The sequence below is a fragment of the Streptomyces sp. NPDC005402 genome (genome assembly GCF_040606575.1).
GTDB lineage: Bacteria > Actinomycetota > Actinomycetes > Streptomycetales > Streptomycetaceae > Streptomyces.
This window is the reverse complement of record NZ_JBEXFB010000011.1, coordinates 242,758-268,511: the sequence shown is the minus strand read 5'-3', so window position 1 is coordinate 268,511 and position 25,754 is coordinate 242,758. Positions and strand designations below refer to the sequence as shown.

Below are 25,754 nucleotides of genomic sequence, written 5' to 3'. Positions count from 1 at the left end.
CGCTCACTTGGTGAGGAGGCACCGCTGATGCTTGCAACCGTGGGCGACCAGCTTGTCCAGCACGGCAGGGTGGTCGGACAGCAGGACAAGGTAGGCGAGATCGTCGAAGTAATGGGTCAGGCAGGCAATCCCCCGTACCGCGTCCGCTTCGAGGACGGGCACGAGGGCGTGTGCTCACCCGGCCCCGACACCGAGATCAGGCACCGGTTCCAGCAGACCGGCCGGTGACCCGGCGCGGGGGAGCCGCCGGCTTGCGGTAGTGGTCGGCGACCACTCGCGCCATCGCCCCGACCGGGTCGGAGGTGACCTCCTTCGCGGCGAAGAAGACATGCCCGCGCACCTGTGCGTACTCGCGCGCGAGCGTGAGATGCCGGGACAGCTCGGCGGGGTCCTGCCAGGCCGCGGGCTGCGCCGGGTCCCCCGCCTTGTAGAGCGCCTCGCCCAGGTACAGCCTGGTCCTGCTGCCCTGCGCCTGTTCCGCCCACCAGGGCACGAGTTCGGCGTAGTCGGCGGCCGGGAAGCCGATGTTCCAGTAGAGCTGCGGCACGAGGTAATCGATCCAGCCCTCACGCACCCACTTGCGGGTGTCCGCGAAGTTGTCGTCGTACGACTGCACACCCGCGCGGGTGTCCGAGCCGAGCGGGTCGGTGGCCGCGTTGCGCCACACCCCGAAGGGGCTGATGCCGAACTGCGCCGTGGGCCGGATCCGCTTGATGCGGGCCGCGGTCTTCAGGACCAGCTTGTCGATGTTGTCCCGCCGCCAGTCGGCCCGGCTGGAGAAGGCGCCGCCGTACGCGTCGTAGGCCGCGTCGTCGTCGAAGGTCTGGCCGGCCACCGGGTACGGGTAGAAGTAGTCGTCGAAGTGGACCGCGTCCACGGGGTACTTGCGCACCGCGTCGAGGATCGCGTCCTGGACGAAGGCGCGGACCTCGGGCAGTCCTGGGTTGTAGTAGAGCTTCCCGCCGTACGGCACCACCCAGTCCGGGTGCTTGCGGGCGGGGTGGGAGGCCACCAGCTTCGTCAGGTCGGCGTGGTTGGCGACGCGGTACGGGTTGAACCAGGCGTGCAGTTGCAGGCCCCGCCGGTGCGCCTCGGTGACGGCGGTGCCGAGCGGGTCCCAGCCCGGGTTCTCGCCCTGCGTCCCGGTGAGGTACTGCGACCAGGGTTCGTACGTCGAGGGCCACAGGGCGTCGGCGGTGGGCCGCACCTGGAACATCACCGCGTTCAGGCGGTCCGCCGCCGCCCGGTCGAGGTGGGCGATCAGTTCCGCACGCTGCTGTGCGGCGGTCAACCCCGGCTTCGACGGCCAGTCCCGGTTGGACACGGTGGCGAGCCACACCCCCCGCATCTCGGTCGCCGCCCGCCTCTTGTGGCCCGGCGCGGCGGCCGCTCCCGAGGCCGTCGTCAGGGTGGACAGCGCGGCCAGCGCGAAGGCCCGGCGTGACAGACGTCCCATGTGCACACTCCCCCAACAGCATGGATCCGCTCGGTCACGGATCGTCTCCGCGCCCCAGAATGCCCGAACGATGCCGGACCCAGACGATCGATCATCGATACTTGGGAGTAACGTGCTCGAACGGAGCAGGATCCGGCCACGGCCGGCCTGCCCCCAGGTGAAGATCAGCGAAAGGGACGAAGTGACGGACTTCCCGGCCGGAGACATCGCGCGCGTAGGAGTGGTGGGCTGCGGCCAGATGGGGGCGGGCATCGCCGAGGTGTGCGCCCGCGCCGGTCTGGACGTGAGGGTCGCCGAGACCACCGGCGAGGCCCTGGAGATCGGCCGCACCCGGCTGTTCAACTCCCTGACCAAGGCCGCCGAACGCGGCAAGATCTCGGCGGACGAGCTGGCGGCGACGCAGGCCCGGCTGAGTTTCACCACTGATCTCGGCGAGTTCTCGGACCGCGATCTGGTCATCGAGGCCGTCGTGGAGAACGAGCAGGTCAAGACCGAGATCTTCCAGGTGCTGGATCAGGTGGTGACCCGCCCGGACGCGATTCTGGCCTCCAACACCTCCTCCATCCCGCTGGTGAGGCTGGCGGTCGCCACCTCGCGGCCCGACCAGGTCGTCGGCATCCACTTCTTCAACCCGGCCCCGGTGCAGAAGCTCGTCGAGCTGATCCCGGCGCTCACGACCTCCGAGGGCACGCTGGCCCGCGCCCAGCAGTTCGCCGAGAAGCTGCTCGGCAAGCACGCGATCCGCGCCCAGGACCGCTCCGGCTTCGTGGTCAACGCGCTGCTGATCCCGTATCTGCTGTCCGCGATCCGGATGTTCGAGTCGGGCATCGCCAGCCGCGAGGACATCGACAACGGCATGGAGCTCGGCTGCGCCCACCCGATGGGCCCGCTGAAGCTGTCCGACCTGATCGGCCTGGACACCGTCGCCTCGGTCGCGTTCTCGATGTACGAGGAGTACAAGGAGCCACTGTACGCCGCTCCCCCGCTGCTCCAGCGCATGGTCGACGCGGGTCGGCTCGGCCGGAAGACCGGCTCGGGGTTCTACACCTACGGCTGACCCGCACCCTGTCCGTTCCAGGGTGCTGCTTACACAGTGCGACGAACGCGGGCCCGGCACTCCTCGGAGCGCCGGGCCCGCGTCATTCACACACCGTGTGCGCGCCGGGCCCGCATATGCCCGTCGCACACTCTCCCCCTGCGTCCACCAGGCGAGTTGACTCTTCATGCGCATGCAAGGGATGTGACGACTACGGAAAGGAGCGGACCCGTGACCGCCGACCCGGAGCATCCCGTGGTCCATGGAGAACTCGCAGAGTTACGGCGCCGCCTCGATGTCGCGTACGCACGCGTCGAGGGCGGACTCGCTCTGCTCAGTCATCGCACGGAACAGACGGACAAGGAGATCGACGATCTGAGCGCACGGATCATCGCCCTTGAGCACGCCCGCTGGCCGCTTCCCGCGGTCGCGGCGATCACCGCCGTGGGCGCGCTCGTCGTGGCGATCTGGCAGGCCCTCGGCCACTGAGGCTTCGGGGCACTCGGGTGGGGGATCAGGGCGAGGGCCGGTCCGGCGGATCAGGCCGGCCGAAGGAAACAGTCCGCCGGACAGGCCCTAGGCGTCCTGACCGAGCCTCAGATGGTGCAACAGCAGTAACGCGGCCGCCATGTTGGCGGCCGGGACCTCCCCACGGGCGACCATGTCGGGAACGAGCTTCAGGGGAACCCACTCCCGGCGGTCCGACTCGAAGTCGTCCACGGGGTGCCCGATGTACTCGCCCTCGTCGGCCCAGTAGATGTGGTGCTTGGCGTCGGTGAGCCCGTTGGAGGGTTCCACGCTCATGAGGTGCCGGAGCCGTCCCGGCCGCCAGCCGGTCTCTTCCTCGAGTTCCCTGGCGGCCGCGACGGCGACGTCCTCGCCGTCCTCGACCACACCCGCGGCGAGTTCCCAGCCCCAGCTGTCGGTGATGAAGCGGTGGCGCCACAGCAGCAGGACCTCGTTGGCCTCGTTCACCACCGTGGCGACGGCCACGGGCCGCAGCCGTATCAGGAAGTGGTCGAGATGCCGCCCGTCCGGCAGCTCGACATCGGCGAGATTGACGCTGAACCAGCGGTTTACATACACAGTTTGTTCGTTCTGTTTCGTCCACTGCACGGTTCTGCCACCTTCCGTCGAGTAAGTGGCAATATCGCAGCAGGGACTGTGGGGTGTCGGCTCCCGTGTGCCGGCCTACAGGGGCACGCGCAGTGCGCCGTCGATCAGTTCGGCTGCCGCGGCCGTGCCCGCGCAGCCGCTGCGGACCAGGTGTTCACGTACGGCTCTGAGTCTGTCGCGCAGGCGCTGGGACTCCATTCCCCGGGCCTGTTCCGCCATCTGCACGGCGGTGGCCACCGCCTTGTCGGCGTTGCCCTGGCGCAGCTCGATGGTGCTGAGCATGGCGAGCCGGTGCACCCGGCCCCGGTCGTGGGCCGGGTTGTCGACGGCGGCCGCGGCATGCGCGGCGGCGGCGGCGAGTTCGCCGAGACTGAGGAGTGCCTCCGCCACCTGGACGTTGACGAGCCCCGGCTGGACATAGCCCGTCTCGTCGGGCTCGTACCCGCGCCGGATGCGTTCGGCGGCCTGCTCGGCCCGCCGGATGCAGGACAGCGCGGTCGTGCCGTCGCCGAGGTGGGCGTATGCCTTGGCCTGCATCGCGTAGAGGTCGCAGGCGAGCGCCGGGGTGATGTGCCTGCCGGCGGCCCGCAGCGCGGCCTCGGCGAAGGCGACGGCCTGGCGGTACTCCCGCATGAACAGGGACTGGTTGACCAGCAGCGCGATGACGTACGCGCCGAGTCCCCGGTCGCCGCTGGCCTTGGCGAGTCTGAGGGCCTGGTGGAAGTAGCGCTGGGCGAGGCCGTGCGCGTCGGAGTCGTAGGCGCAGATACCGGCGACCGCGACCAACCCGCCGGTGGCGCGGTGCAGTTGGCGGCCCGTCTCGTCGGTGTAGCTGCCGCGCAGCAGCGGGGCGGCCTCGGCGTTCAGGAAGCCGACGATCCGGCTGCGGGTCGCCACCCCGCCGGCCTTGCGGTACATCTGCTCGTAGTGGGTGCGGGCCGCCCGGAGCATCTCGATGTCGGCGGTGGTGACCCGGTGCCGGCCGCCACGGGAGACGTCGACGTCCTCGGGCGGGTTCTCCCACTCCCACACCGGCATGACGGCGGGCGTGCCGGTGACCGCGGGGGCGCCCAGGATGTGCGGACGCTGCTGTTCGTCGGAGCGCCACAGGGCGGTGGCCCGCTCGACGAAACCGGACAGCGAGGTGCCGTGCGGGGCGGAGGGTTCACCGGGCACCCCGAGGCCGATGTCGTCGAGGGTGACGGGGCGTCGGAGGCGGCCGGCGAGAACCTCGCAGATCAGGTCGGGCACCTGTCCGCGCGGGCGCTGGCCCTTCAACCACCGTGCCACGGCGGTGTGTTCGTACCTGAGCGCGAGGCCGCGCGCTCTTCCGGCCTGATTCACATGTGCGGCAAGCCCCGCGTGCGAGATCCCGGCTTCGTCGAGGATCGCGTCGAGCAGAGTGTTGGGCTGCATCTGTGCCCCCCGGGTGGCTCGGTGCCGACAGATTAGTGGGTCCGCCTTCACACGGGGTGTGAACGGAGTGCTCGAATCCGCAGGGTGTGCGCGCTGTTGCGGAGAGTTCCCGGCCGGTTGACTGAAATGCCTCGCAAGAGGCCGGCCGGGCCGCCGGCTCCCCCTCGTACAGTGCGGTGGCCTGGCCGTGGGCTGAGTGGCGGCCAAGGGGGTGCCACTAGAGGTGCGTGGTCGGCTGCGGGTGTGTCGTGGCTGGTCGCGCGGTTCCCCGCGCCCCCAGGGGGCGTGGGTGGTGACGTTCGTTCCGAAGTGCCAGTAGGGCGACGTCATCCGTCGGCGCGCCACCCGTGTGGTTCAGCAACTCCGTGAACACCGCGCCCAATATGGTCTGCGGTGAGGCGTGAGCGGCCTCCTGAAGCGCTGCGGGCAGGGAAAAGAACCGGCCATGACCATCCCGCGCGTCCTCGGCACCGTCCGTGTACAGGACCAGGGTCTCGCCCGGCAGCAGCGGGCCGCAGTGCAGCTGCGGCAACTCGCGGGGCAGCGGGAACGGGCCGAGGGGAGGCAGGGGGTCGGCACGGGAGAGGGGCTCGACCACTGAGCCACTGAGCAGGTACGGCCACGGATGACCGCAGCTCAGAGCACGCAGCTCCCCGTCGCCACCGATCTCCAGGAGCAGTACGGTGACGAACTCCTCGGCGACCGTGCCGTCCTGTTCGGCGCGCTCGCGCAGGTGCCGGGCGAGCGTGCGGTCGAGCCTGCGCAGCACTCCCTGGAGGTCGGGCTCGTCGTGGACGGCCTCGCGGAAGCTGCCGAGGACCGCGGCGGCCGTACCGATGGCGGCGAGGCCGTGGCCACGGACGTCGCCCATGACGACCCGTACGCCCTGTTCCGTGGCGGCGGCCTCGTACAGGTCGCCGCCGATGGTGGCGCCCCGGTCGGCGGACAGCTGGGCCGCGGCCACGGTGAGCCCGTCGATGCGCGGGGGCACCGGACGCAGCAGCACGCTCTGGGCGACGTCCGCGACCTGACGCGCCCGCCGGAGTTCCCGCAGCAGGGCGCGCCGGACATGGACGACCAGCCCGGTGCCCACCGCGAAGAACACGGCACTGGTGACGACCCGCGCGCCCAGGGCGTTCTGCTGCGCGAGCGGACAGGTCAGCTTGTACGTGATCGCGACGGCACCCCAGGCGGTGGGCAGTCCCATCGAGAGCACCCGACGCAGCGACCCCACCCGGGGAACCGCAGCCTTGATGCACATCATGCCGACGACCCCCCAACCAGGCCCCGCACACGCAATCGGACCGGCCTTGAAAGGCCGGTCCGATTCTGTCGGCCGCATGGGCCGAAAGGCCGGGATCGCTGGGGGAACTCACCCTATCGAGTGAGGTGCCCGCGCTTCCCGCTCGCTCAACCGCGCAGTACAGCCCCCGTGCGCTCGCCCGCGAGGGCGACCGCCGCGTCGCGAGCCGCGGAAGCCTCGTCCACGGTCAGCGTCCGGTCCCCCGCACGGAACCGCAGCGCGTAGGCCAGCGACTTCTTGCCGTCGCCCAGCTGCTCCTCGTTCTCGTACACGTCGAACAGCCGGATCGCCTCGAGGAGTTCACCCGCGCCCGCACGCAGGGCGGCCTCGACCTCGGCGTGCGGCACGAACTTGTCGACGACCAGGGCGACATCCTGCGTGGCCACCGGGAAGGTGGAGATGCCCGGCGCCTGCGGGGTGTCGTCGCCGGCCGCCTCCAGTACGTCCAGGTCCAGCTCCATCGCACAGGTACGCGCGGGCAGCCCGAACGCCTTCACGACCCGCGGGTGCAGCTCACCGGCGTGCCCCACCACGGTGTCGCCGACGACGAACTCGGCGCACCGCCCCGGGTGCCACGGCCCGTACTGCCCACGGCGGACGACCAGTTCGACTCCGGCCTCCCGCGCGACCAGGCGACCGGCCTCGACCGCGTCGGCCCAGTCGGCCGGACGGCCCTTGCCCCACCAGCCGGCCTGTTCCCGGGCACCGGCGAGCACCACGGCCACGTGTCGCGGTTGCTCGGGCAGCGCGGCGTCCAACTCGGCGATCTCCGCGTCCGTGGGGCGCCGGTCGACCGGCAGCACCGCGGCGACCCGCTGCTCCGAGCGCGGCAGGAAGACCAGCCCGGTCTCGAACAGCGCCAGATCGTGCGAACCCCGCCCGTCGTTGCGCCGCAGCGCACCGAGCAGCCCCGGCAGCAGCGAGGTCCGCAGCGCGGGCTCCTCGTCGTTGAGCGGGTTGGTCAGCCTGACGACACGGCGGGCCGGGTCATCCGCTTCCAGGCCCAGCTGGTCGAAGACCTGCTCGGAGACGAAGGGGTAGTTCGGCGCCTCGACGTACCCGGCACCGGCCAGCACCCGGCCCGCCCGGCGGTGCAGCCGCTGCCGATGGGTCAGGCCACGCCCGGCCGGCGGCCTGGGCAGCGTGGAGGGCAGGTTCTCGTAGCCCTCCAGCCGGATGACCTCTTCGGCCAGGTCGTTGATCTCCTGGAGGTCGGGACGCCAGGACGGCACGGTGACGATCAGCTCGTCCTGCCCGTACACGTCGCAGCCGACTTCCTGAAGACGCCGTACGACCGTCTCGCGGCCGTAGGAGACACCCGCGACCTTGTCGGGGTGGTCCGCCGGGACGCTGATGGTGTGCGGGGCCGACGGGGCGACGACCTCGGTGACACCGGCCTCGGCGGTGCCGCCCGCGAGCAGCACCAGCAGGTCGACCGTGCGCTGCGCGGCAGCGGCGGCGGCCTGCGGGTCGACACCGCGCTCGAAGCGCCGGGACGCCTCGGAGGACAGCTTGTGGCGACGGGCGGTACGCGCGATGGAGACCGCGTCGAAGTGGGCGGCCTCGATGACGACGTCGGTCGTGCCTTCACCCTCGGCGTGGTCGGCGATCTCGGTGTTGGCGCCGCCCATCACGCCGGCGAGGCCGATCGGCCCGCGGTCGTCCGTGATGACCAGGTCCTCGGCGTGGAGCTTCCGCTCGACGCCGTCGAGGGTCTTGATCTGCTCGCCCTCGGCCGCCCGGCGGACGCCGATGGTGCCCTGGACCTGGGAGCGGTCGTAGGCGTGCAGCGGCTGGCCGAGCTCCATCATCACGTAGTTGGTGACGTCGACGGCGAGCGAGATCGGGCGCATGCCGACCTTCTGGAGCCGGCGCTGGAGCCAGAGCGGGGAGCGGGCCTCGGGGCTCAGGCCGGTGACGGTGCGCGCGGTGAAGCGGTCGCAGCCGAACGGGTCGGAGACCTGGACCGGGTAGCCGAAGGCGTTCGGGCCCGGGACGTCGAGCAGGGCCGGGTCGCGCAGCGGCAGGCCGTAGGCGATGGCGGCCTCGCGGGCCACGCCGCGGATCGACAGGCAGTCGCCGCGGTTGGCGGTGACGGCGATGTCCAGGACCTCGTCGACCAGCTCCAGGAGCTCGATGGCGTCCTTGCCGACCTCGGTCTCCGGGGGCAGCACGATGATGCCGTGGCTGCCGTCGTCGCCCATGCCCAGCTCGTCGCCGGAGCAGATCATGCCGTGGGAGGTCCTGCCGTAGGTCTTGCGGGCGGAGATCGAGAAACCGCCGGGCAGGGTCGCGCCGGGCAGCACGACGACGACCTTGTCACCGACCTGGAAGTTCCGCGCACCGCAGACGATCTCCTGCGGCTCGCCGGTGCCGTTGGCCTGGCCGACGTCGACCGCGCAGAAGCGGATCGGCTTCTTGAAGCCCTCCAGCTCCTCGATGGTCAGCACCTGGCCGACGACCAGGGGGCCCTTGAGGTCGGCGCCGAGGTGCTCGACGGTCTCGACCTCGAGGCCCGCGGAAACGAGCTTGGCCTGGACGTCACGGCCGGTTTCGGTCGCCGGCAGGTCGACGTACTCCCGCAGCCAAGAAAGCGGGACCCGCATCAGATCTCCATCCCGAACGGCCGGGTGAACCGGATGTCACCCTCGACCATGTCTCGCATGTCCTCGACGTTGTGGCGGAACATCAGCATCCGCTCGATGCCGAACCCGAAGGCGAAGCCGCTGTACTTCTGCGGGTCGACGCCACAGGCGGTGAGCACCTTGGGGTTGACCATTCCGCAGCCGCCCAGCTCGATCCAGCCCTCGGAGGAGCAGGTGCGGCAGGGGCGGTCGGGGTTGCCGACGGACTCGCCGCGGCAGACGTAGCACACCATGTCCATCTCGGCGGACGGCTCGGTGAAGGGGAAGAAGTTCGGGCGCAGCCGGGTCTTCATGCCCTCGCCGAACAGGGCCTGGACCATGTGGTCCATGGTGCCCTTGAGGTCGGCCATGGTCAGGCCCTCGTCGACGGCCAGCAGCTCGACCTGACGGAAGACCGGGGTGTGCGTGGCGTCCAGCTCGTCGGTGCGGTAGACGACCCCGGGGCAGATCACGTACACCGGCAGCTCACGGCTGAGCAGCGAGCGGATCTGCACGGGCGAGGTGTGGGTGCGCAGCACGACGCCGGACTCGGTGCCGCCCTCGGGACCTTCGACGAAGAAGGTGTCCTGCTCACCGCGGGCCGGGTGGTCCGGGCCGATGTTGAGCGCGTCGAAGTTGAACCACTCGGCCTCGACCTGCGGGCCCTCGGCGACCTCGTAGCCCATGGCCACGAAGACGTCCTCGATGCGCTCGGAGAGCGTGGTGAGCGGGTGGCGGGCGCCGGCCGGTACGCGGTCGTACGGCAGCGTGACGTCCACCGCCTCCTCGACCAGCACGCGCTGGTCGCGCTCGGCCTCCAGCTCGGCCTGGCGGCCGGCGAGGGCCTTGTTCACCGCGCCGCGGGCCTGGCCCACGAGCTTGCCCGCGGCGGCCTTGGCGTGCGGAGGCAGGGCGCCGATCTCGCGGTTGGCGAGGGCCAGCGGGGAGGCGCCCCCGGTGTGGGCGACCTTGGCCTCCTGGAGCGCGTCGAGGGAGTCCGCGGCCGCGAAGGCGGCGAGCGCCTCGTCCCGCATGCGCTCGATCTCTTCCGGTTTCAGGGCCTCGACCTCTACAGGGTCGTACGACTTGTTCGGTGCCGACATCTCTTCCCGTGCTTCCGATTGGCTGGCTGAAGGTCCCCGTCACCGACTCACTCAGAGGTCAGAGGGCCGTCCATGGGACACATGGGTGCCAAAGGCCGAGTCTAACGGGGTGGTGATGTACGCAGGTGCCCGCGGGCACTCAGGTCAGATAGGCCGGAGTGCTCACGGGCAACGTAAATCGGAATTCGGCGCCGCCCTGAGGGCCGCGGCCGACCGTGATGGTGCCGCCGTGGGCTTCGACGATGCCCTTGACGATGTAGAGCCCGAGGCCGGTGCCACCGCGCTTGCTGCCCCGCCAGAAGCGGGTGAAGACGCGGTTCATGGACTCCTCCGGGATGCCGGGACCCTCGTCGCTCACCGTGACCGACGTACCGGTGTCCTCTCCCTCGCGGGGGGACGCCGTGGGCGTGATGTCAATCGTGACGGTTCCCTCGCCGTGCCGCACCGCATTTTCGAGCAGGTTGCTGAGCACCTGGTCGATCTTGTCGGGGTCGGCCCACAGCATGGGCAGCGGCTGTTCGAGGCGGAGCAGGAACCGGTCGGCGGCGAGGCCGGCGGCGACGTAGGCCTGGATGTGGCGTCCGACGGCGGCGCCGATGTCGACGGGCTGGCGCCTGACTTCGAGGCGCCCGGAGTCGATGCGGGAGATGTCGAGGAGCTCGGCGATGAGCCGGGTGACCCGGTCGGCGTCCGCGTCGACGGTCTCCAGCATCAGCCGTTTCTGGTCGTCGGTGAACCTCTCCCACTTGGCGAGGAGGGTCGCGGTGAAGCCCTTGACGGAGGTGAGCGGGGACCTGAGCTCGTGGGCCACGGTGGCGATCAGCTCGGCGTGGCTGCGTTCGGTGCGGCGGCGGGCCTCGGTGTCGCGCAGGCTGACGACGACCCGGTGGACGGGTCCGGTGGGCCCGGTGCGCACGTACTGCGCGGAGACGAGGACCTCACGGCCGCCGGGCAGCAGCAGATTCCGCTCGGGCTGTCGCCTGCGGATCGCGAGGCCACCGTACGGATCGGTCAGCTGCCACCAGCGCCGCCCCTCCAGGTCCTCTAATGGCAGGGCCTTCTCCAGCCGCTGTCCGAGGGCGTCCTCGGCGGGCCGGGCGGTGATCCGGGCCGCGGCGGCGTTGAAGCAGATCACGCGGCCCTGCTCGTCCGCGACGACGAGGCCGTCGGGCAGCTGGTCGGGATCGATGCCGAGCTCGGCGGGACCACCGGCACAGGCCTCGGACACGCCCTGCGCGCTCCTCGTGCCGACACTCATCCCCGTACCCCACCTCTCAGGCGTCTGAGGGGCCCCCGAGCTGGTCACCTTACTGGTTCTCGGTGACGGAACGGCACCCTCCGGAGGCGCGCTGTGCACGGGCTGACGCATAGAGACATACGGCGGCCGCGGTGGCGAGGTTCAGGCTCTCGGCCTTCCCGTGGATCGGGACGCGTACCACGGCGTCCGCGAGTGCGCGGGTCTCCTCCGGGAGCCCCCAGGCCTCGTTGCCGAACACCCAGGCGGTCGGCCCGCCCATGGTGCCCTGGTCGAGCTCGGCGTCGAGGTCGTCGGTGCCTGCCCCGTCGGCCGCGAGGATCCGCACACCGGCCTGCCTGAGCCCCGCGACGGCCTCCTCCACGGGCACGCCCACGGCGACGGGCAGATGGAACAGGGAGCCCACGGAGGCGCGTACCGCCTTGGGGTTGTAGAGATCGACGGACGCGTCGGTCAGTACGACGGCCTCGGCACCGGCGGCGTCGGCGCACCGCAGGACGGTGCCGGCGTTCCCCGGGTCCCGCACGTTGGCGAGCACGGCGACGAGCTTCGGCCGGGCGGCGAGGATCTCCTCGAAGGGGGTGTCGAGGAACCGGCAGACCCCGACGAGCCCCTGCGGGGTGACGGTGGTGGAGATGTCCGCGATAACGTCCTCGGAGGCGAGGTGCACACGGGCCCCGACGGCCCGGGCCTCCCCGATGATGTCCGTGTACCGTTCCGCCGCCTCCACGGTGGCGAACAGCTCCACCAGCCCGTGCCCGGCGGCCTCCCGCACGGCCTGCGGCCCCTCGGCCAGGAACAGCCGCTCCTTCCCCCGGAAGTTCCGCCTGGCGAGCCGCCTGGCGGCGGAGACGCGCGGGGAACGGGGGGAAATCAGCTCGGGGGTGACGGGGGGCATGCGACTCACCTTCGGTACCAGTTTTCCGCCGCAACGGCGATCGACCACGACGGCGGATTACGGCGGTGCCCGGCCGTCCCGCACCACTCAACGCAACGGACCCGCGGGCAGAAGCCCACGGGTCCATCAAGTCACGTCGGCCTAGAGCCAGCGCAGCGTCACGCGGCCTTCGGCGCGTTCACGTCCGCGGGCAGAGCCTTCTGGGCGACCTCGACGAGCGCGGCGAACGCGGTCGCGTCGTTGACGGCCAGCTCGGCCAGGATCTTGCGGTCGACCTCGATGTTCGCCGCGTTCAGACCCTGGATGAAGCGGTTGTACGTGATGCCGTTGGCGCGGGCAGCGGCGTTGATGCGCTGGATCCACAGCCGACGGAAGTCACCCTTGCGCTTCTTGCGGTCGTTGTAGTTGTAGACCAGCGAGTGGGTGACCTGCTCCTTGGCCTTGCGGTACAGGCGCGAACGCTGACCGCGGTAGCCGGAGGCCGCCTCGAGGATCGCCCGGCGCTTCTTGTGGGCGTTGACTGCCCGCTTGACGCGTGCCACTTGTTAACTCCTTGTAGCGGGGCCGTGGTTGGACTCACACGACCCGGTATCGATTGGGTCCCGGTCTAGAGGTTCTTCAGGCGCTGGGCGCCCGGCCTCACTTGCCGAGAAGCTTCTTGATCTTCGCGGCGTCGCCCGGGGCCATCTCGGCGTTGCCGGTGAGGCGACGCGTCACGCGGGACGACTTGTGCTCGAGCAGGTGGCGCTTGCCGGCGCGCTCGCGCAGCACCTTGCCGGAGCCGGTGATCTTGAAGCGCTTGCTGGCACCGCTGTGCGACTTGTTCTTCGGCATAGCGCCGTTCTCTCCTCGTCGGTGGCGCTCCGGTGCCCGGTCCTGAAACCGGGCACTGTGAGCGTCGCTCTTGTATCGGTTGGGTCCTGGGGACTCACGTCCCCCGGGGTCACGCCTCGGCGGGAGCCTCTGCCGGGGCCTCGACCTCGACCTCGGCCTCGCCCTCGACGTCGGCGTCGTCCTCGACGTAGTCGGACTCCGCGGCGTTCTGCGACTTGCCGGGGTTGGCCTTCGCGTCTGCCTTGCGGGCTTCCTGCGCCTGGCGGGCCTCGGCCATCGCCTCGGTCTTCTTCTTGTGCGGACCGAGAACCATGATCATGTTTCGGCCGTCCTGCTTCGGGTTCGACTCCACGAACCCGAGGTCGGCCACGTCCTCCGCGAGCCGCTGCAGCAGTCGGTAGCCCAGCTCGGGCCGGGACTGCTCGCGACCACGGAACATGATCGTGATCTTGACCTTGTCGCCCTGCTTGAGGAACCGGACGACGTGACCCTTCTTGGTGTCATAGTCGTGCGGGTCGATCTTCGGCCGGAGTTTCATCTCCTTGATGACCGTGTGCGCCTGGTTCTTGCGCGCCTCACGGGCCTTCATGGCCGACTCGTACTTGAACTTCCCGTAGTCCATGAGCTTGCACACAGGCGGACGGGCGGTAGCCGCCACCTCGACCAGGTCCAGGTCGTACTCCTGCGCAAGCTCCAGTGCCTTGGCCAGCGGGACGATGCCCACCTGCTCGCCACTGGGACCGACAAGTCGCACCTCTGGAACGCGAATCCGGTCGTTGATGCGGGGCTCGGCGCTGATGGATCCTCCTCGGTTAGCACCACACGGCGGTCTGGCGGACAGCCGCTTATGTCATTTTTCGTCAGACCTAACCGCGCCGAGGCACAAAAAATGCCCCGGACGATCACAGACGGGGCTCCAAAACACTGCCGGAGCACCGCCGCGATGACACGGGGCGCGCTTTCGGGCGACTCCATCGTCCGTACGGAACGATGGTGGCCGCCTGACCGGGGTGACCCGCCGTCCCGGAGGGCGGTCAGGTGGGAGATCGGAGCCTCCACTTGTGGGCCGGACACGCGAATGTCCAGCCGGTCGTCACCCAAGTTTAGCAGGACCCCGGGGGTGGTGCGAACCGGCGGGCACCGGGCCCTATCGTGTGGGACATGAGTGACACCCCTCCCGCGTCCCCCGACTTCGACGAGATGACCCGCGACATCGCCGAGGTCCCCGCCGTCGAGGTGATCGTGACGGTCGCGGTCAACCTGATGAGCGCCGCCGCCGTGAAGCTCGGCCTGACCGAGGAGGGCGACAAGTACAAGGACCTGGACGAGGCCCGCAAGCTGATCCACGCCCTCGCCGGTCTGCTGGACGGCAGCGCGACGGAGATCAGCTCCTTCCACGCGGCTCCGCTCCGGGACGGCCTGAAGTCCCTCCAGCTGGCCTTCCGCGAGGCGTCCCTGGTCCCGGACGAGCCGGGCCACGGCCCGGGTGAGAAGTACACCGGGCCGATCTACGGCTAGTTCATCCCCGTACGTACAAGGGCTCGCCCGGAGGCGTGGCACCGGCCGGCAGGACTGCCAGGTCGAGGCCGCGCACCAGGCGGGCCCTCAGTGTCTCGTCGGCGGCGAGCCGCTCGGCGACGGCCTGTGCGGCGGCCGCGGGCGTCGCGGACGGCTCCAGCACGAGAGCCAGGGTGCCGTCGGCCTGCCCCGGCCCGAGGTGGGCGCGGAGCACGGCGGGTTCGGCGGCCACGGCGTCCCGTACGGCACCGATGACGGCCGGATCGGCCAGCGGGTCGGTGCTCGCGCGGCCCTCGGCGAGCGCGAGCAGCGCGGGGCCGGTCAGCTCGAAGGGCACCGGACCCGCCAGGTCCAGCACCACCGTGTCCGCCTTCTCTTGCGCGGCGGCCTGCAGCGCCTGGTGCAGCGGTACGGCGACGGGGCGGGCCTCGGGATCCCAGCGGGCCAGCGAGTCGGTGGAGGTGAAGGCCGGCAGGGCGGTCCGGGATCCGGCCTTGAGGGTGGGGACGGCCATGTCGCTGGTCTTCTCGCGGCGCAGTCCGTTCTCGTCCTCCTCGACCTCGCCGAGCACGGCCACCACGGGGACGAGCAGCCGGGCGCCCTTGAGGGCCTCCAGGACGGGGCCCACGGCCGCGCGGTCCTCGGCCCAGGCCGCGAGCGCCGCACTCAGCCGGGGGTCGGCGGAGCCGTCGTCGTCGGAGAAGCCGGGGTCGGGAATGTTCTTGTTCGCCACGGTCACCGACCCTATAGGGGGCTTGCTGCTGGGGTTGTGCGGGCCCGGAAACCCGGCCGTGACCGCTTTCACGGGTTTCTCAGAGTTCGCTGACACAGCTCTAACGTCCGTCTAACGGCCCGCACAGTCGGCCGCCCGAGCATCGGCGGCATGGAGTCCTCCAGAGCCGCCAGACGCCGCGCCCGCAGGTTCCCCCGACGGCCTTTGATGTACACCGCGCTCGCCTGCGTCGCGATCGTCGGCGCCACAGCCGGCGGGACCGTGTACGTGAAGGCGCGGGCGCACTCCGCAGGCGGCGCCGTATCGTCGGCGGCGACGCCGTCGGTCTCGCCCTCGTCGGCGACGACGACTCAGGAGGCGGCCGTGGCGGAGCAGGTGGTGGATCTCGACGAGCAGCTGGCCGTCGCCATGAGGCCGGTCGGCGTGACGGGCGAGCAGAGGGTCTCGGTGGCGGTGCTCGACCTGGAGTCGGGCGACAGCGCGGTCCGCGGCGACGGTGCCTTCGACACGGCGAGCATCGTGAAGGTCGACATCCTGGCGGCGCTGCTGCTCCGGCACCAGGAGGCGGGTACGCGGCTGAGCGCGCGGGAGAAGGCGTACGCCACGACGATGATCGAGAACAGCGACAACGCCTCGGCGTCCGCGCTGTGGGACATCATCGGGAAGGCCGCGGGGCTCGACGCGGCGAACGAGAGGTTCGGGCTGACCGGTACTGCGGGCGGCGACGGGGCGTTGTGGGGGCTGACCCGGACCACGGCGGCCGACCAACTCACCCTGCTCCAGCAGGTGTTCGGGGACGACTCGGAGCTGAGTGAGGCCTCGCGGTCGTACCTCCAGCACCTGATGGGGCAGATTGAGGCCGATCAGCAGTGGGGGGTGTCGGCCGCGGCCGACGGATCCGGCTGGGCGCTGAAGAACGGGTGGCTGCCGCGCAGTACGACCGGGCTGTGGGACGTCAACAGCATCGGGCGGGTCACGGTGGACGGCCACGAGTATCTGGTGGCCGTGCTGTCGGACGGCAACTCCACGCAGGCGAAGGGGATCTCGCTGGTGGAGGCGGCGGCGAAAGCGGCGGTCTCGGTCTTCACGGGTGCGGACGCGTCCGCGTCGGCGAACGCCACGAGTGCGGTGGCTCGCTGAGGCTTCGGTCCCGCCCCCGAAGCTTCCCGACTCAGAAGCTTTCGTGGGACCGACGGGGGCCGCGGCGGCCGCGCCACAGGACCACCGCGGCGATCAGCAGGGCCACGCCCAGGCCGCCCGCCAGCGGGGCCGCCCAACTGACCGTGCCATCATCGGACTTGGCGGTGTCCGGGCCCGGGCCGAAGTACTTCTCGCCGTAGGAGGCCGGTTGCAGGCCCTCCGGCTTCAGACGGTCCGCCGCCTTGAGCGCGGCCGCGGGGTCGACGAAGCCGAAGCCCCGGGAGTCGTCGCGGCCGCCGGCGGGGGCGTTGCGGGCCGTGTCCTCCAGCAGACGCTTGATCTGCGCGGGCGTCAGGTCGGGGTGGGCGGCCCTGACGAGGGCGACCGCGCCGGAGACGAACGCGGAGGCGGCGCTGGTGCCCCACCCCTCGTAGTACTTGTGGTCGGGGTCGGCGATGACCACGTCGTCGCCGGGGGCCGCGACCGTGGCGTACCAGCGGCGGGTGGAGAAGGAGGCGCGGGTGCCGAACTTGTCGACGGCGGTGGCGGCGATGACGCCCGGGTAGGCGGCCGGGTAGGAGATGTGGTCGCCCTTCTCGCCGCCGTTGCCCGCCGAGGCGACGACGACGGCGCCCTTCTTGAGCGCGTACTGGACGGCGTCGTCCTCGCCGGCCTCGGGGTGCGCGGAGGCGGAGTCGTCGCCGAGGGAGAGGTTGATGACGTCGGCGCCGTGGTCGGCGGCCCAGCGGATGCCCTCGGCGAGCGCGTTGCCGCGGGTGTTGCGGGCCTTGGCGCGGGCCGCGTCGCCGTCCTCCAGGATCACGCGGACGGGGAGGATCTTCGCCTCGGGGGCGATGCCCATGACCCCGTCGCCGTTGCCCACGCCGTGCCCGTGACCGGCGATGATGCCGGCCATGGCGGTGCCGTGCCGGGCCCAGGAGCGGTCGCCCCGGGTGGCGCCGAAGCCGATCATGTCCTTGCCAGTGAGGACGTTGCCGACGAGGTCGGGGTGGTCGTTCTCGACACCGGTGTCCAGGACGGCGACGGTGACGCCCGCGCCCTTGGTGGTCTGCCAGGCCTGCTGGGTGTGCATGGCGTCCAGGGCCCACTGCTTGGCGCGGATGCCGTCGGCGTGCGCGGCGGTGGGCGGGACGAGGGCCACGGAGGCGGCGACGAGGACACTCAGGAGACCTGCCCTGCGGGTGGTGACGCTCATGAGGGCTGCTCCGGGGGCGAGGTGACGGTCTTGCGCAGGGCGCGTTCGACACGGTCGGCCAGGCCCTGGGCCTCGTTGCCGAGTCCGGCCTGGGCGGCGGGGGTGGTGTCGCCGGACTCCATGGCCTTCTCGGCGGACTCCGGGGTGTCGACCTTGCGGCCGTCCGCCCAGCCGGAGACGGCATAGGCGACGACCGGGGCGTCGGTGAGGACGGAGACCGTCCAGGAGGCACGCTGCTGGGCGCCGAATCCCGCCGCGAGGGTGTTCTTGGCGGCGTACGGGAGCGGCATCAGGTCGGTGCGGGTGTCCAGGCCCTCCCGGGTGAAGCGGGTGTCGAGGTCGCGCATGGCGGTGGCGTCGGCGTCGGTGAAGAGGAGGCCGACGGTGGTGACGTAGCTCCGGGTGGCGTCCGTGTAGGTGGCGCGCAGGAGGCGTTCGCAGCCGACGGGGGCGAGGGCCTTGCGCAGCAGGGGGTCGAAAGCGCCCTGGCAGCCGCTGTCCGGGGCGACCGCGATCCGCGTCCAGGTGCGGTCGGCGCCGCCGGGCCCGGCGCCCCGGCCGTCCACGGTCGGCGGGAACAGCTGGTCGACGGGCACGCTGTGCCACAGCTCGCCGGCCTGGGTGAAGGTGTCGCCGCCGGCCTCGTCCCCGGAGTCCCCGATCAGCCAGCTCCCGGTCACGGCACCGCCGATGAGCCCGAGCCCGAGCACGACGCACGCGGCCACGGCGGCGATGCGGGGAGGGATCCGCACCCCCCACGACCGCTCCTTGTAACCGACCTCGGGCTCCCCGAACGACACGACAGGCCGCCCGTTGCCGGGAGTTCCGGACTGCGAGGGCAGGGCGGCGCTCCAGGAGAGAGCGGGATCGGGTGTGAGGGGGGCGGTCCGAGGCGGTGCCGTGGGCGCCGGCGGCGCACCTGTGGCGCCCGGCGCTTCCCGCGTGGGGCGCGGCGGGAACCCGGGACGGGCGGGCGCACCCGGCCGAGAGCCGGTCCGCGGTCCGGAGCCGGGGCGGGTGTCGGGCATGGGTGGTACGTCGGTGCCGCCGGAGTCTCCCCGGGACGCGGACTCCGTACGGCCGTCCCCGGCCGCCGGGACGGGCCGCATCCGGAAGGTCGTCTCCGAGGCGGTCTCGGCGGGGGCGCCGGTACGACGTGGGGGCACGGTGGGCTGCAACCTCGGCCGGGGCGGCACCGCGGCGCTGCCGGTGCCCGTCGGACGCGGCTGGGCACCCGGAACACGGTTCGCGGCGCTCGAAGCGGGCGGCATCGGGCCGGGAGCGGCCGCGTTAGTGGAGGGTGCCGCGGACGGGCCACCGGTGCCCGGCCTGTACGCGTCCGGAGTCTCGCTCGCCGGGCGCTGCCGGACACCTGAAGCGGGCGGCATCGGCCCGGGAGCGGGCCTGCGCGAGTCGGGGTGCGGCGGGGACGCGTCGGTGTCGCGCCCGGACGAGGGCACCGGCGTCGCCGAGCCGGGCCGAGGTGTCCTGTCACCCGGCGTGGAGCTGCCTGCGCGTACTCCACGGTGGCCCGCGTCCGTGCGGGAATCCGCCCCACCGGAGGCCGGTGGCGCGTCGGGGAAGCGGGCCGAGGCCGGGGGTGGGGGCGGAATGCTGCCGGGGTACGGGGCTCCCGAGCTCGGGGACTCCTCGCGCCGGGTGTTGCGGGGGCCGGCGGCGGACCGCGCCTTCGTGCCGGAGTTGTCCGCGGGCGTCGAGGGGGCTCGACCGCCAAAACCGTCCCCGTCGGTCCTACGGCCGTCGGACGTGGCGTGCGCCTCGCCGCGGGTCGGCGCCGAAGCCGGGTCACTGCCGTTCGTCGTACGTATGGGCCGTCGACCCGCGGCGGTCGATCCCTGGGACCGTTCCCCACCCGGCAGGCCGGACTCCCGCCCCGCGTTCATGTCGCCGAGTGCGCGAGGAGCCATGGCGCCGACGTCCTGTCGACCCGCACCAGCGCTCCCGAAGGCAGGCTCACGCCCCTGCCCGCCGCTCGGCACGCGACTGTCGGTCTCTGCTGACCCCTGCCAGTCGAACCCGCCGAACGTCGGTCGGGCCGGCGTCGCGGAGCCCTGTCGGTTCCGCTCTCCGAAGGCCTGCCAGTCGGAGTCGTCGTTGGTCCGTCCGCCCGGCTCGACGATCTCTCGCTCGACCGACTCGTCGGCCGGCTCGGACCGGGGTCCGCTCTCGCCCACCGTCGGCGGCTGAGCCGGCCGTGGAGGAATCGAGGCGCGGCGTGCTTCCGTGCTCATGCACCCCCCGTTTCCTCATGTCCGGGCCGTTCGGTCGTGACGCGGGCCCCGCGTCGGAGTCCTCGGTGTGGAAGACGGCCGTCCGGGCACGCATACCCGCACGGAAGGGCCGGCATCCCGGCGCGGCGGCGACGGGGGCGTACGGCCCTGCGTGCGTGCGCGTCACTCTACGGCTTGTTCCTGGGCGAACGGGAACCAGTCCGCCAGGCCGGGGGCATCTGCCCGGAACGTCCCCCTACCCTGCGGTAATCCTGTCTGGCAGGCTTCGTTCATGACTGCGCGCGCCGCCGACCGGGCCCGTTACGACCGGGCCACCGCCCCTCTCGACGCCCCCCTCGCGATCGTGGACCTGGACGCCTTCGACGCCAACGCGGACGATCTCGTCCGCCGGGCGGCGGGGAAACCCATCCGCGTCGCCAGCAAGTCCGTGCGATGCCGGGCACTGCTCGAACGCGTCCTGGCCAGGGACGGCTTCGCGGGCATCATGTCCTTCACCCTCGCCGAGTCCCTGTGGCTGGCCCGGGGCGGCTTCGACGACATCCTGCTCGCCTACCCCTCCGCCGACCGCGCCGGGTACGCCGAACTCGCCGCCGATCCCAAGCTCGCGGCCGCCGTGACGGTGATGGTCGACGACCCCGCGCAGCTCGCCTTCATCGACGGGGCCCGCGCGGGCGGCACCGAAGTGATCCGGGTCTGCCTGGAGTTGGACACCTCGCTGAAGCTCCTCGGCGGCAAGGTCCGCGTCGGCGCCCGGCGTTCGCCGCTGCACTCCCCCGCCCAGGTCGCCGACATGGCCCGCGCGGTGGCCCGGCGCCCCGGGTTCGAGGTCGTGGGGATCATGGCCTACGAGGGGCACATCGCGGGAGTCGGGGACTCGGTGGCCGGACGGCCGTTGCGTTCCCGGGCCGTCCGGCTGATGCAGGCCACCGCCCGCCGGGAGCTGGCCGAGCGCCGCGCCGCCGTGGTGAACGCGGTGCGGGCCGTCGTACCCGACCTGGAGTTCGTCAACGGCGGCGGCACGGGCAGTGTGCAGCACACCGCCGCGGAGGACGCCGTCACGGAGATCGGCGCGGGTTCGGGGCTGTACGTGCCGAGGCTGTTCGACAACTACACGTCCTTCAGCGGGCGTCCGGCGGCCCTGTTCGCCTTGCCCGTCGTGCGCAGGCCCGGGGTGGGTGTCGTGACCGTCCTCGGCGGCGGCTACCCGGCCTCCGGCGCGGCCGGTCCCGACCGGCTGCCGGTGCCGTATCTGCCGGAGGGGCTGAAGTACGACCCGCAGGAGGGGCCCGGCGAGGTGCAGACCCCGCTGCTCGGCGCCCCCGCCGACGACCTGCTGCTGGGCGACAAGGTGTGGTTCCGGCACGCCAAGGCCGGTGAGCTGTGCGAGCGGTTCGAGACGCTGCACCTGATCGAGGGGGACGCGGTGACGGCGACCGTCCCGACGTACCGCGGGGAGGGCCACACGTTCCTCTGAGTCAACGCTCGACCGGCCGGATGCCCTCGGTGATGCGGTCCATGTCGGCGAGCGGCGGCCCGCCCGGACCCGCGTCGAAGGCGAAACGGACGACGACTGCGGCCGGGGGTCCGCCGCGGCCCGGAGAGCAGGCCAGCGACTGGACGTAACCACCGGGCCCCTGGGCCGTCTGCACTCTCCAGCGCACCAGGTATCCGGTGCATCCGCCGACGGCGACGCGCTCCGATCTGACGACCCGGTGGCCGCGGACGGCGCCGTAGGAACTGTCGGCGGCCCGCGGTATGTCCTTCCTGGCGAGCCCTGCCGGGGAGTTCCCGGAGTTCCGGGGCGGTGTGTGCGTGAAGACCCTGCCGCCCTCGGTGGTCATCACGACGTTGTCGCGGGTGACGTACTTCGAGGGGCTCCAGCCGTCCGGCAACGGCAGGCTGATGCCGTCGAGTTCGTCGACCAGGCGGGACGGGGCCGGGGCGGCGGTGGTGGGCGAGGGGCTCGCGACCGTCGGTGCCGTGTCGGCCACCACGTCGTCCCCGTCGCCCCGGGCGAGGGCGAACGCCCCGCTGACGATCGCGGCGACGAGGACGACCCCGGAGGTCGTGAGGGCGACGGCCTTGGCGCGCCCCGATGCCCCGCCGACCGCTCGTGGCGGGCCGGGGGCCTCGGGGACGCGCCGGTGGTCCGTCCAGGCGGTCCCGTCCCACCGGCGCTCCAGCAGCGGAGCGTCGGGGTCCGGGTACCAGCCGGGCGGGAGCGTCCTGCTCATGGGGGCACTGTAGGACCAGACCTACATCGGCGTGACGTACGCCCCCGAGATGCCGCCGTCCACGAGGAAGTCGCTGGCGTTGACGAAGGAGGAGTCGTCGCTGGCCAGGAAGGCGACGGCGGCGGCGATCTCCTCGGCCTCGGCGAACCGGCCGACCGGAATGTGGACCAGGCGGCGGGCGGCCCGCTCGGGGTCCTTGGCGAACAGCTCCTGGAGCAGCGGGGTGTTGACCGGGCCCGGGCACAGGGCGTTCACGCGGATGCCCTCCCGCGCGAACTGCACGCCCAGTTCACGGGACATGGCGAGCACACCGCCCTTGGAGGCCGTGTACGAGATCTGGGACGTGGCCGCGCCCATCCTCGCCACGAAGGACGCCGTGTTGATGATGGACCCCTTGCCCTGCCGCCGCATGTAGGGGATCGCGGCCTTGCAGCACAGGTAGACGGAGGTCAGGTTGACCTCCTGGACGCGCTTCCAGGCCTCCAGCCCGGTCTCCAGGATGGAGTCGTCGTCGGGCGGGGAGATGCCCGCGTTGTTGAAGGCGACGTCGACGCTGCCGTAGGTGTCGTACGCCGTCCTGAACAGGGCGTCGACCTGCTCCGGGTCGGTGACGTCGACCTTGACGAAGAGCCCGCCGACCTCGTCCGCGGCGGCCTTGCCGCGGGCCTCGTCGACGTCGGCGCAGACGACGTTGGCGCCCTCGGAGGCGAGTCGGCGGGCGGTGGCGAGGCCGATGCCGCTGCCGGCTCCGGTGATGACGGCCGTGCGGCCGACGAGGCGGCGGCACACGGTCTGATCGGTCGAAGAGGTCGAAGAGGTCACTGGGCGGGGCCTTCCGTGCTGATGAAGACGTTCTTGGTCTCGGTGAAGGCGGTCAGGGCGTCCGGGCCGAGTTCCCGGCCGAGTCCGGACTGCTTGTAGCCGCCGAAGGGGGTCCAGTAGCGGACGCTGGAGTGGGAGTTGACGGACAGGTTGCCCGCCTTGACGGCCCGGGACAGGCGTAGGGCGCGGCCGATGTCGCGGGTCCACAGGGAGCCGGAGAGGCCGTAGGGGGTGTCGTTGGCGAGCCGGATCGCGTCCTCCTCGTCGGTGAAGGGCAGCAGGACGGCGACCGGGCCGAAAATCTCCTCGCGTGCGGCCTCGGAGTCGGGTGCCTCGCCGGTCAGGACGGTCGGCGCGAACCAGAAACCGGGCCCGTCGGGGGCGCTGCCGCGCAGGCCGGGTGCGCTTTCCGGCACCAACGCCCGTACCCGGTCCAGCTGCTGACGGGAGATCAGCGGGCCCATCTGGGTCTTCTCGTCGGCCGGGTCGCCGACGACCACGGAGGCGACGGCCTCGGCGAGCAGCTCCCGGACCTCGTCGTACACCGACTCCTGGACCAGGATCCGGGTTCGGGCGCAGCAGTCCTGGCCGGAGTTGTCGAGGAAGGAGAACGGGTCGACGGCCTGGGCGAGGTCCGCGTCGGCGAAGACGATGTTGGGGCTCTTGCCGCCGAGTTCGAGGGTGACCGGCTTGACCTGGCGGGCGCAGCGCTCCATGACGTCACGGCCGGTGCGGGTGGATCCGGTGAAGACGATCTTCGCGACGCCGGGGTGCTCGACGAGGGCGGTGCCCGCGACCGGCCCGTGCCCCGGCAGCACCTGGAACAGGCCCTCCGGCAGCCCTGCCTCCAGGGCGAGTTCGGCGAGCCGCAGGGCGGTGAGCGGGGTGGTCTCGGCGGGCTTGAGGACGACGGCGTTGCCGGCGGCGAGCGCGGGGGCGGTACCCCAGGCGGCGATCGGCATGGGGAAGTTCCAGGGCGCGATGACGCCGACCACACCGAGGGGTTCGAGGATCGTGACGTCGAGGCCGCCGGGGACCGGGATCTGGCGGCCGTTCAGCCGCTCCACTCCCCCGGCCGCATAGGCGAGCAGGTCCCGGACGTTGCCGGCCTCCCAGCGGGCGTTGCCGAGGAGGTGACCGGCTTCCCGGACCTCCAGCCGGGCCAGTTGCTCGACGTGTCGGTCGACGACGTCGGCGAACCGGCGCAGCAGCCGGGCCCGGTCGGCGGGGGCGAGGGCCGCCCAGCGGACCTGCGCCTTCGCCGCGCGGGCGACCGCCGCGTCCACGTCGGCCGCGGTGGCGGCGGGGACGGTGGCGACGACCTCCTCGGTGGCGGGGTTGAGGACGGTCAGCTCATGCTCGTACGACAACGAAGTACCTCTCACAGACGTTCGACATCACAGACGTTCGAAGGAGCGGCGCAGCTCCCAGTCGGTGACCGCCGCGTCGAAGGCTTCGAGCTCGACGCGGGCCATGTTGCGGTAGTGGGCGACGACCTCGTCGCCGAAGGCGGCCCTGGCGATCGGGCTGTTCTCCCAGAGCTCGGCGGCCTCGCGCAGGGTGGTGGGGACGTGCGCGTACTCGCCGGTGTAGGCGTTGCCCGTACAGACCTCCGGCAGCTCCAGCTTCTGCTCGATGCCGTGAAGACCGGCCGCGACCAGTCCGGCGACCGCGAGGTGCGGGTTGACGTCACCGCCGGGCAGCCGGTTCTCGAAGCGCAGGGAGCGGCCGTGGCCCACGACCCGCAGCGCGCAGGTGCGGTTGTCGTGGCCCCAGGCGACGGCCGTGGGGGCGAAGGAGCCCGGCTGGAACCGCTTGTAGGAGTTGATGTTGGGAGCGTAGAGGAGCGAGAAGTCTCTCAGGGCCGCGAGCTGACCCGCGAGGAAGTACCGCATCACCTCCGACATCCCGTCCGGGCCCGCCATCGCGTTGTTGCCGGCGGCGTCGGCGAGCGAGAGGTGGATGTGGCAGGAGTTGCCCTCGCGCTCGTTGTACTTGGCCATGAAGGTGAGCGACACGCCCTCCTGGGCGGCGATCTCCTTGGCGCCGGTCTTGTAGATCGCGTGCTGGTCGCAGGTGGTCAGGGCCTCGTCGTACTTGAACACGATCTCGTGCTGGCCGGGGTTGCACTCGCCCTTGGCGGACTCGACGGTGAGACCGGCGGCCGTCATGTCGTTGCGGATCCTGCGGAGCAGCGGCTCGATACGGCCGGTCCCGAGCACCGAGTAGTCGATGTTGTACTGGTTCGCTGGCGTCAGTCCGCGGTAGTGCGCGTCCCAGGCCTGCTCGTAGGTGTCCTTGAAGACGATGAACTCCAGCTCGGTGCCGACCTGGGCGGTGTAGCCGAGTTCGGCGAGCCGCTCCAGCTGGCGGCGCAGGATCTGGCGGGGTGCGGCGACGACCGGGGAGCCGTCGTTCCAGGCGAGGTCGGCGATCAGCATGGCCGTACCGGCGTTCCAGGGGACGCGGCGCAGGGTGCCGAGGTCGGGGTGCATGGCGAAGTCGCCGTAGCCGCGGTCCCAGGAGGACATCGCGTAGCCGTCGACCGTGTTCATCTCGGTGTCGACGGCGAGGAGGTAGTTGCAGCCCTCGGTGCCGTGGTGGAGTACCTCGTCGAGGAAGAAGCGGGCCGCGAACCTCTTGCCCTGAAGCCGTCCTTGCATGTCCGGGAAGGCCAGGACGACGGTGTCGATCTCGCCGCCCGCGACGAGGGCGTGCAGCTCCTCGACGCTGAGCGGGGGTGTGCGGTCTGCCACGGGAGAGCTCCTTCGGCTGCTGCGCGTTTTTCCGACCGGGCC

Annotated in this window: 24 protein-coding genes; 6 read left to right on the top strand and 18 right to left on the bottom strand. The window is 71.7% G+C overall.

What is annotated here, in order from left to right; genetic code table 11:
* Positions 1-27 precede the first annotated feature (27 nt).
* Entirely contained in the window at positions 28-228 is a 201-nt protein-coding gene (locus tag ABZT02_RS23175) for a DUF1918 domain-containing protein (RefSeq protein WP_356020031.1), read from the top strand.
* On the opposite strand, the gene ABZT02_RS23170 is transcribed toward ABZT02_RS23175, so the two are convergent.
* A complete protein-coding gene (locus tag ABZT02_RS23170; RefSeq protein WP_356020029.1) occupies positions 197-1,456 on the bottom strand; it encodes a family 10 glycosylhydrolase in 1,260 nt (419 codons plus the stop codon). The genes ABZT02_RS23175 and ABZT02_RS23170 overlap by 32 nt on opposite strands.
* A gap of 181 nt (positions 1,457-1,637) precedes the next feature.
* On the opposite strand from ABZT02_RS23170, the gene ABZT02_RS23165 reads away from it, so the two are divergent.
* Together ABZT02_RS23165 and ABZT02_RS23160 are read left to right on the top strand one after the other, a co-directional pair.
* Complete coding sequence (locus tag ABZT02_RS23165) at positions 1,638-2,513, top strand: 3-hydroxybutyryl-CoA dehydrogenase (RefSeq protein WP_356020027.1); 876 nt, start codon at positions 1,638-1,640, stop codon at positions 2,511-2,513.
* A gap of 210 nt (positions 2,514-2,723) precedes the next feature.
* Entirely contained in the window at positions 2,724-2,981 is a 258-nt protein-coding gene (locus ABZT02_RS23160; protein ID WP_355751958.1) for a hypothetical protein, read from the top strand.
* An 87-nt stretch (positions 2,982-3,068) separates the two neighbouring features.
* On the opposite strand, the gene ABZT02_RS23155 is transcribed toward ABZT02_RS23160, so the two are convergent.
* The 10 genes from ABZT02_RS23155 to infC form a co-directional block, all read right to left on the bottom strand.
* Positions 3,069-3,608, bottom strand: a complete 540-nt coding sequence (locus tag ABZT02_RS23155; RefSeq protein WP_356020025.1) for an NUDIX hydrolase — start codon at positions 3,606-3,608, stop codon at positions 3,069-3,071.
* 75 nt (positions 3,609-3,683) lie between these two features.
* A complete protein-coding gene (locus ABZT02_RS23150) occupies positions 3,684-5,024 on the bottom strand; it encodes a transcriptional regulator (protein WP_356020023.1) in 1,341 nt (446 codons plus the stop codon).
* 217 nt (positions 5,025-5,241) lie between these two features.
* On the bottom strand, positions 5,242-6,288 hold the full coding sequence (locus ABZT02_RS23145; RefSeq protein ID WP_356020021.1) for a PP2C family protein-serine/threonine phosphatase: 1,047 nt from the start codon (positions 6,286-6,288) through the stop codon (positions 5,242-5,244).
* A 146-nt stretch (positions 6,289-6,434) separates the two neighbouring features.
* On the bottom strand, positions 6,435-8,933 hold the full coding sequence (gene pheT / locus ABZT02_RS23140) for a phenylalanine--tRNA ligase subunit beta (RefSeq protein WP_356020018.1): 2,499 nt from the start codon (positions 8,931-8,933) through the stop codon (positions 6,435-6,437).
* The gene (gene pheS / locus ABZT02_RS23135; protein WP_356020016.1) at positions 8,933-10,054 is read right to left on the bottom strand and encodes a phenylalanine--tRNA ligase subunit alpha; all 1,122 of its coding nucleotides are present in this window, start codon (positions 10,052-10,054) and stop codon (positions 8,933-8,935) included. Before pheS ends, pheT begins: the two co-directional genes overlap by 1 nt.
* 139 nt (positions 10,055-10,193) lie before the next feature.
* Positions 10,194-11,312 carry an ATP-binding protein gene (locus tag ABZT02_RS23130; RefSeq protein ID WP_356020013.1) on the bottom strand — a complete coding sequence of 373 codons (1,119 nt, stop codon included), beginning with the start codon at positions 11,310-11,312 and terminating at the stop codon, positions 10,194-10,196.
* Positions 11,313-11,361: 49 nt separating this feature from the next.
* Positions 11,362-12,207 (bottom strand): RNA methyltransferase, encoded by an 846-nt coding sequence (locus ABZT02_RS23125; RefSeq protein WP_356020011.1) that lies wholly within the window; start codon positions 12,205-12,207, stop codon positions 11,362-11,364.
* A gap of 158 nt (positions 12,208-12,365) precedes the next feature.
* Positions 12,366-12,749 (bottom strand): 50S ribosomal protein L20, encoded by a 384-nt coding sequence (rplT, locus tag ABZT02_RS23120; protein WP_020132316.1) that lies wholly within the window; start codon positions 12,747-12,749, stop codon positions 12,366-12,368.
* Between the two features lie 97 nt (positions 12,750-12,846).
* Positions 12,847-13,041 (bottom strand): 50S ribosomal protein L35, encoded by a 195-nt coding sequence (rpmI, locus tag ABZT02_RS23115; protein ID WP_003977225.1) that lies wholly within the window; start codon positions 13,039-13,041, stop codon positions 12,847-12,849.
* A gap of 109 nt (positions 13,042-13,150) precedes the next feature.
* Positions 13,151-13,840: a translation initiation factor IF-3 gene (infC, locus tag ABZT02_RS23110; protein ID WP_356020148.1), complete on the bottom strand. Its 690-nt coding sequence runs from the start codon at positions 13,838-13,840 to the stop codon at positions 13,151-13,153.
* A gap of 362 nt (positions 13,841-14,202) precedes the next feature.
* Between infC and ABZT02_RS23105 the strand changes: the two genes are divergently transcribed.
* Positions 14,203-14,559: a DUF1844 domain-containing protein gene (locus ABZT02_RS23105; RefSeq protein WP_356020009.1), complete on the top strand. Its 357-nt coding sequence runs from the start codon at positions 14,203-14,205 to the stop codon at positions 14,557-14,559.
* 1 nt (position 14,560) lies between these two features.
* Here ABZT02_RS23105 and ABZT02_RS23100 read toward each other — a convergent pair whose 3' ends face one another.
* Positions 14,561-15,292, bottom strand: a complete 732-nt coding sequence (locus ABZT02_RS23100; protein WP_356020007.1) for an SseB family protein — start codon at positions 15,290-15,292, stop codon at positions 14,561-14,563.
* A 150-nt stretch (positions 15,293-15,442) separates the two neighbouring features.
* Between ABZT02_RS23100 and ABZT02_RS23095 the strand changes: the two genes are divergently transcribed.
* Positions 15,443-16,432 (top strand): serine hydrolase, encoded by a 990-nt coding sequence (locus ABZT02_RS23095; RefSeq protein ID WP_356020005.1) that lies wholly within the window; start codon positions 15,443-15,445, stop codon positions 16,430-16,432.
* 31 nt (positions 16,433-16,463) lie between these two features.
* Here the strand turns inward: ABZT02_RS23095 and mycP are convergent, their stop codons facing one another.
* Together mycP and ABZT02_RS23085 are read right to left on the bottom strand one after the other, a co-directional pair.
* Complete coding sequence (gene mycP, locus ABZT02_RS23090; RefSeq protein ID WP_356020002.1) at positions 16,464-17,648, bottom strand: type VII secretion-associated serine protease mycosin; 1,185 nt, start codon at positions 17,646-17,648, stop codon at positions 16,464-16,466.
* Complete coding sequence (locus ABZT02_RS23085) at positions 17,645-18,448, bottom strand: hypothetical protein (protein ID WP_356020146.1); 804 nt, start codon at positions 18,446-18,448, stop codon at positions 17,645-17,647. Before ABZT02_RS23085 ends, mycP begins: the two co-directional genes overlap by 4 nt.
* 1,723 nt (positions 18,449-20,171) lie before the next feature.
* Between ABZT02_RS23085 and ABZT02_RS23080 the strand changes: the two genes are divergently transcribed.
* Positions 20,172-21,374: an amino acid deaminase/aldolase gene (locus ABZT02_RS23080; RefSeq protein WP_356020000.1), complete on the top strand. Its 1,203-nt coding sequence runs from the start codon at positions 20,172-20,174 to the stop codon at positions 21,372-21,374.
* Position 21,375: 1 nt separating this feature from the next.
* Here ABZT02_RS23080 and ABZT02_RS23075 read toward each other — a convergent pair whose 3' ends face one another.
* Genes ABZT02_RS23075 through ABZT02_RS23060 form a run of 4 tightly spaced genes read right to left on the bottom strand, consistent with a single transcriptional unit; the run spans position 21,376 to position 25,712 of the window.
* A complete protein-coding gene (locus tag ABZT02_RS23075; protein ID WP_356019998.1) occupies positions 21,376-22,134 on the bottom strand; it encodes a DUF2510 domain-containing protein in 759 nt (252 codons plus the stop codon).
* A 21-nt stretch (positions 22,135-22,155) separates the two neighbouring features.
* On the bottom strand, positions 22,156-22,956 hold the full coding sequence (locus tag ABZT02_RS23070) for a 3-oxoacyl-ACP reductase (protein WP_356019996.1): 801 nt from the start codon (positions 22,954-22,956) through the stop codon (positions 22,156-22,158).
* The gene (locus ABZT02_RS23065; protein WP_356019993.1) at positions 22,953-24,326 is read right to left on the bottom strand and encodes an aldehyde dehydrogenase family protein; all 1,374 of its coding nucleotides are present in this window, start codon (positions 24,324-24,326) and stop codon (positions 22,953-22,955) included. The genes ABZT02_RS23070 and ABZT02_RS23065 overlap by 4 nt, the downstream gene beginning before the upstream one ends.
* A gap of 27 nt (positions 24,327-24,353) precedes the next feature.
* Positions 24,354-25,712 carry a glutamine synthetase family protein gene (locus ABZT02_RS23060; RefSeq protein WP_356019991.1) on the bottom strand — a complete coding sequence of 453 codons (1,359 nt, stop codon included), beginning with the start codon at positions 25,710-25,712 and terminating at the stop codon, positions 24,354-24,356.
* Positions 25,713-25,754: the final 42 nt, after the last annotated feature.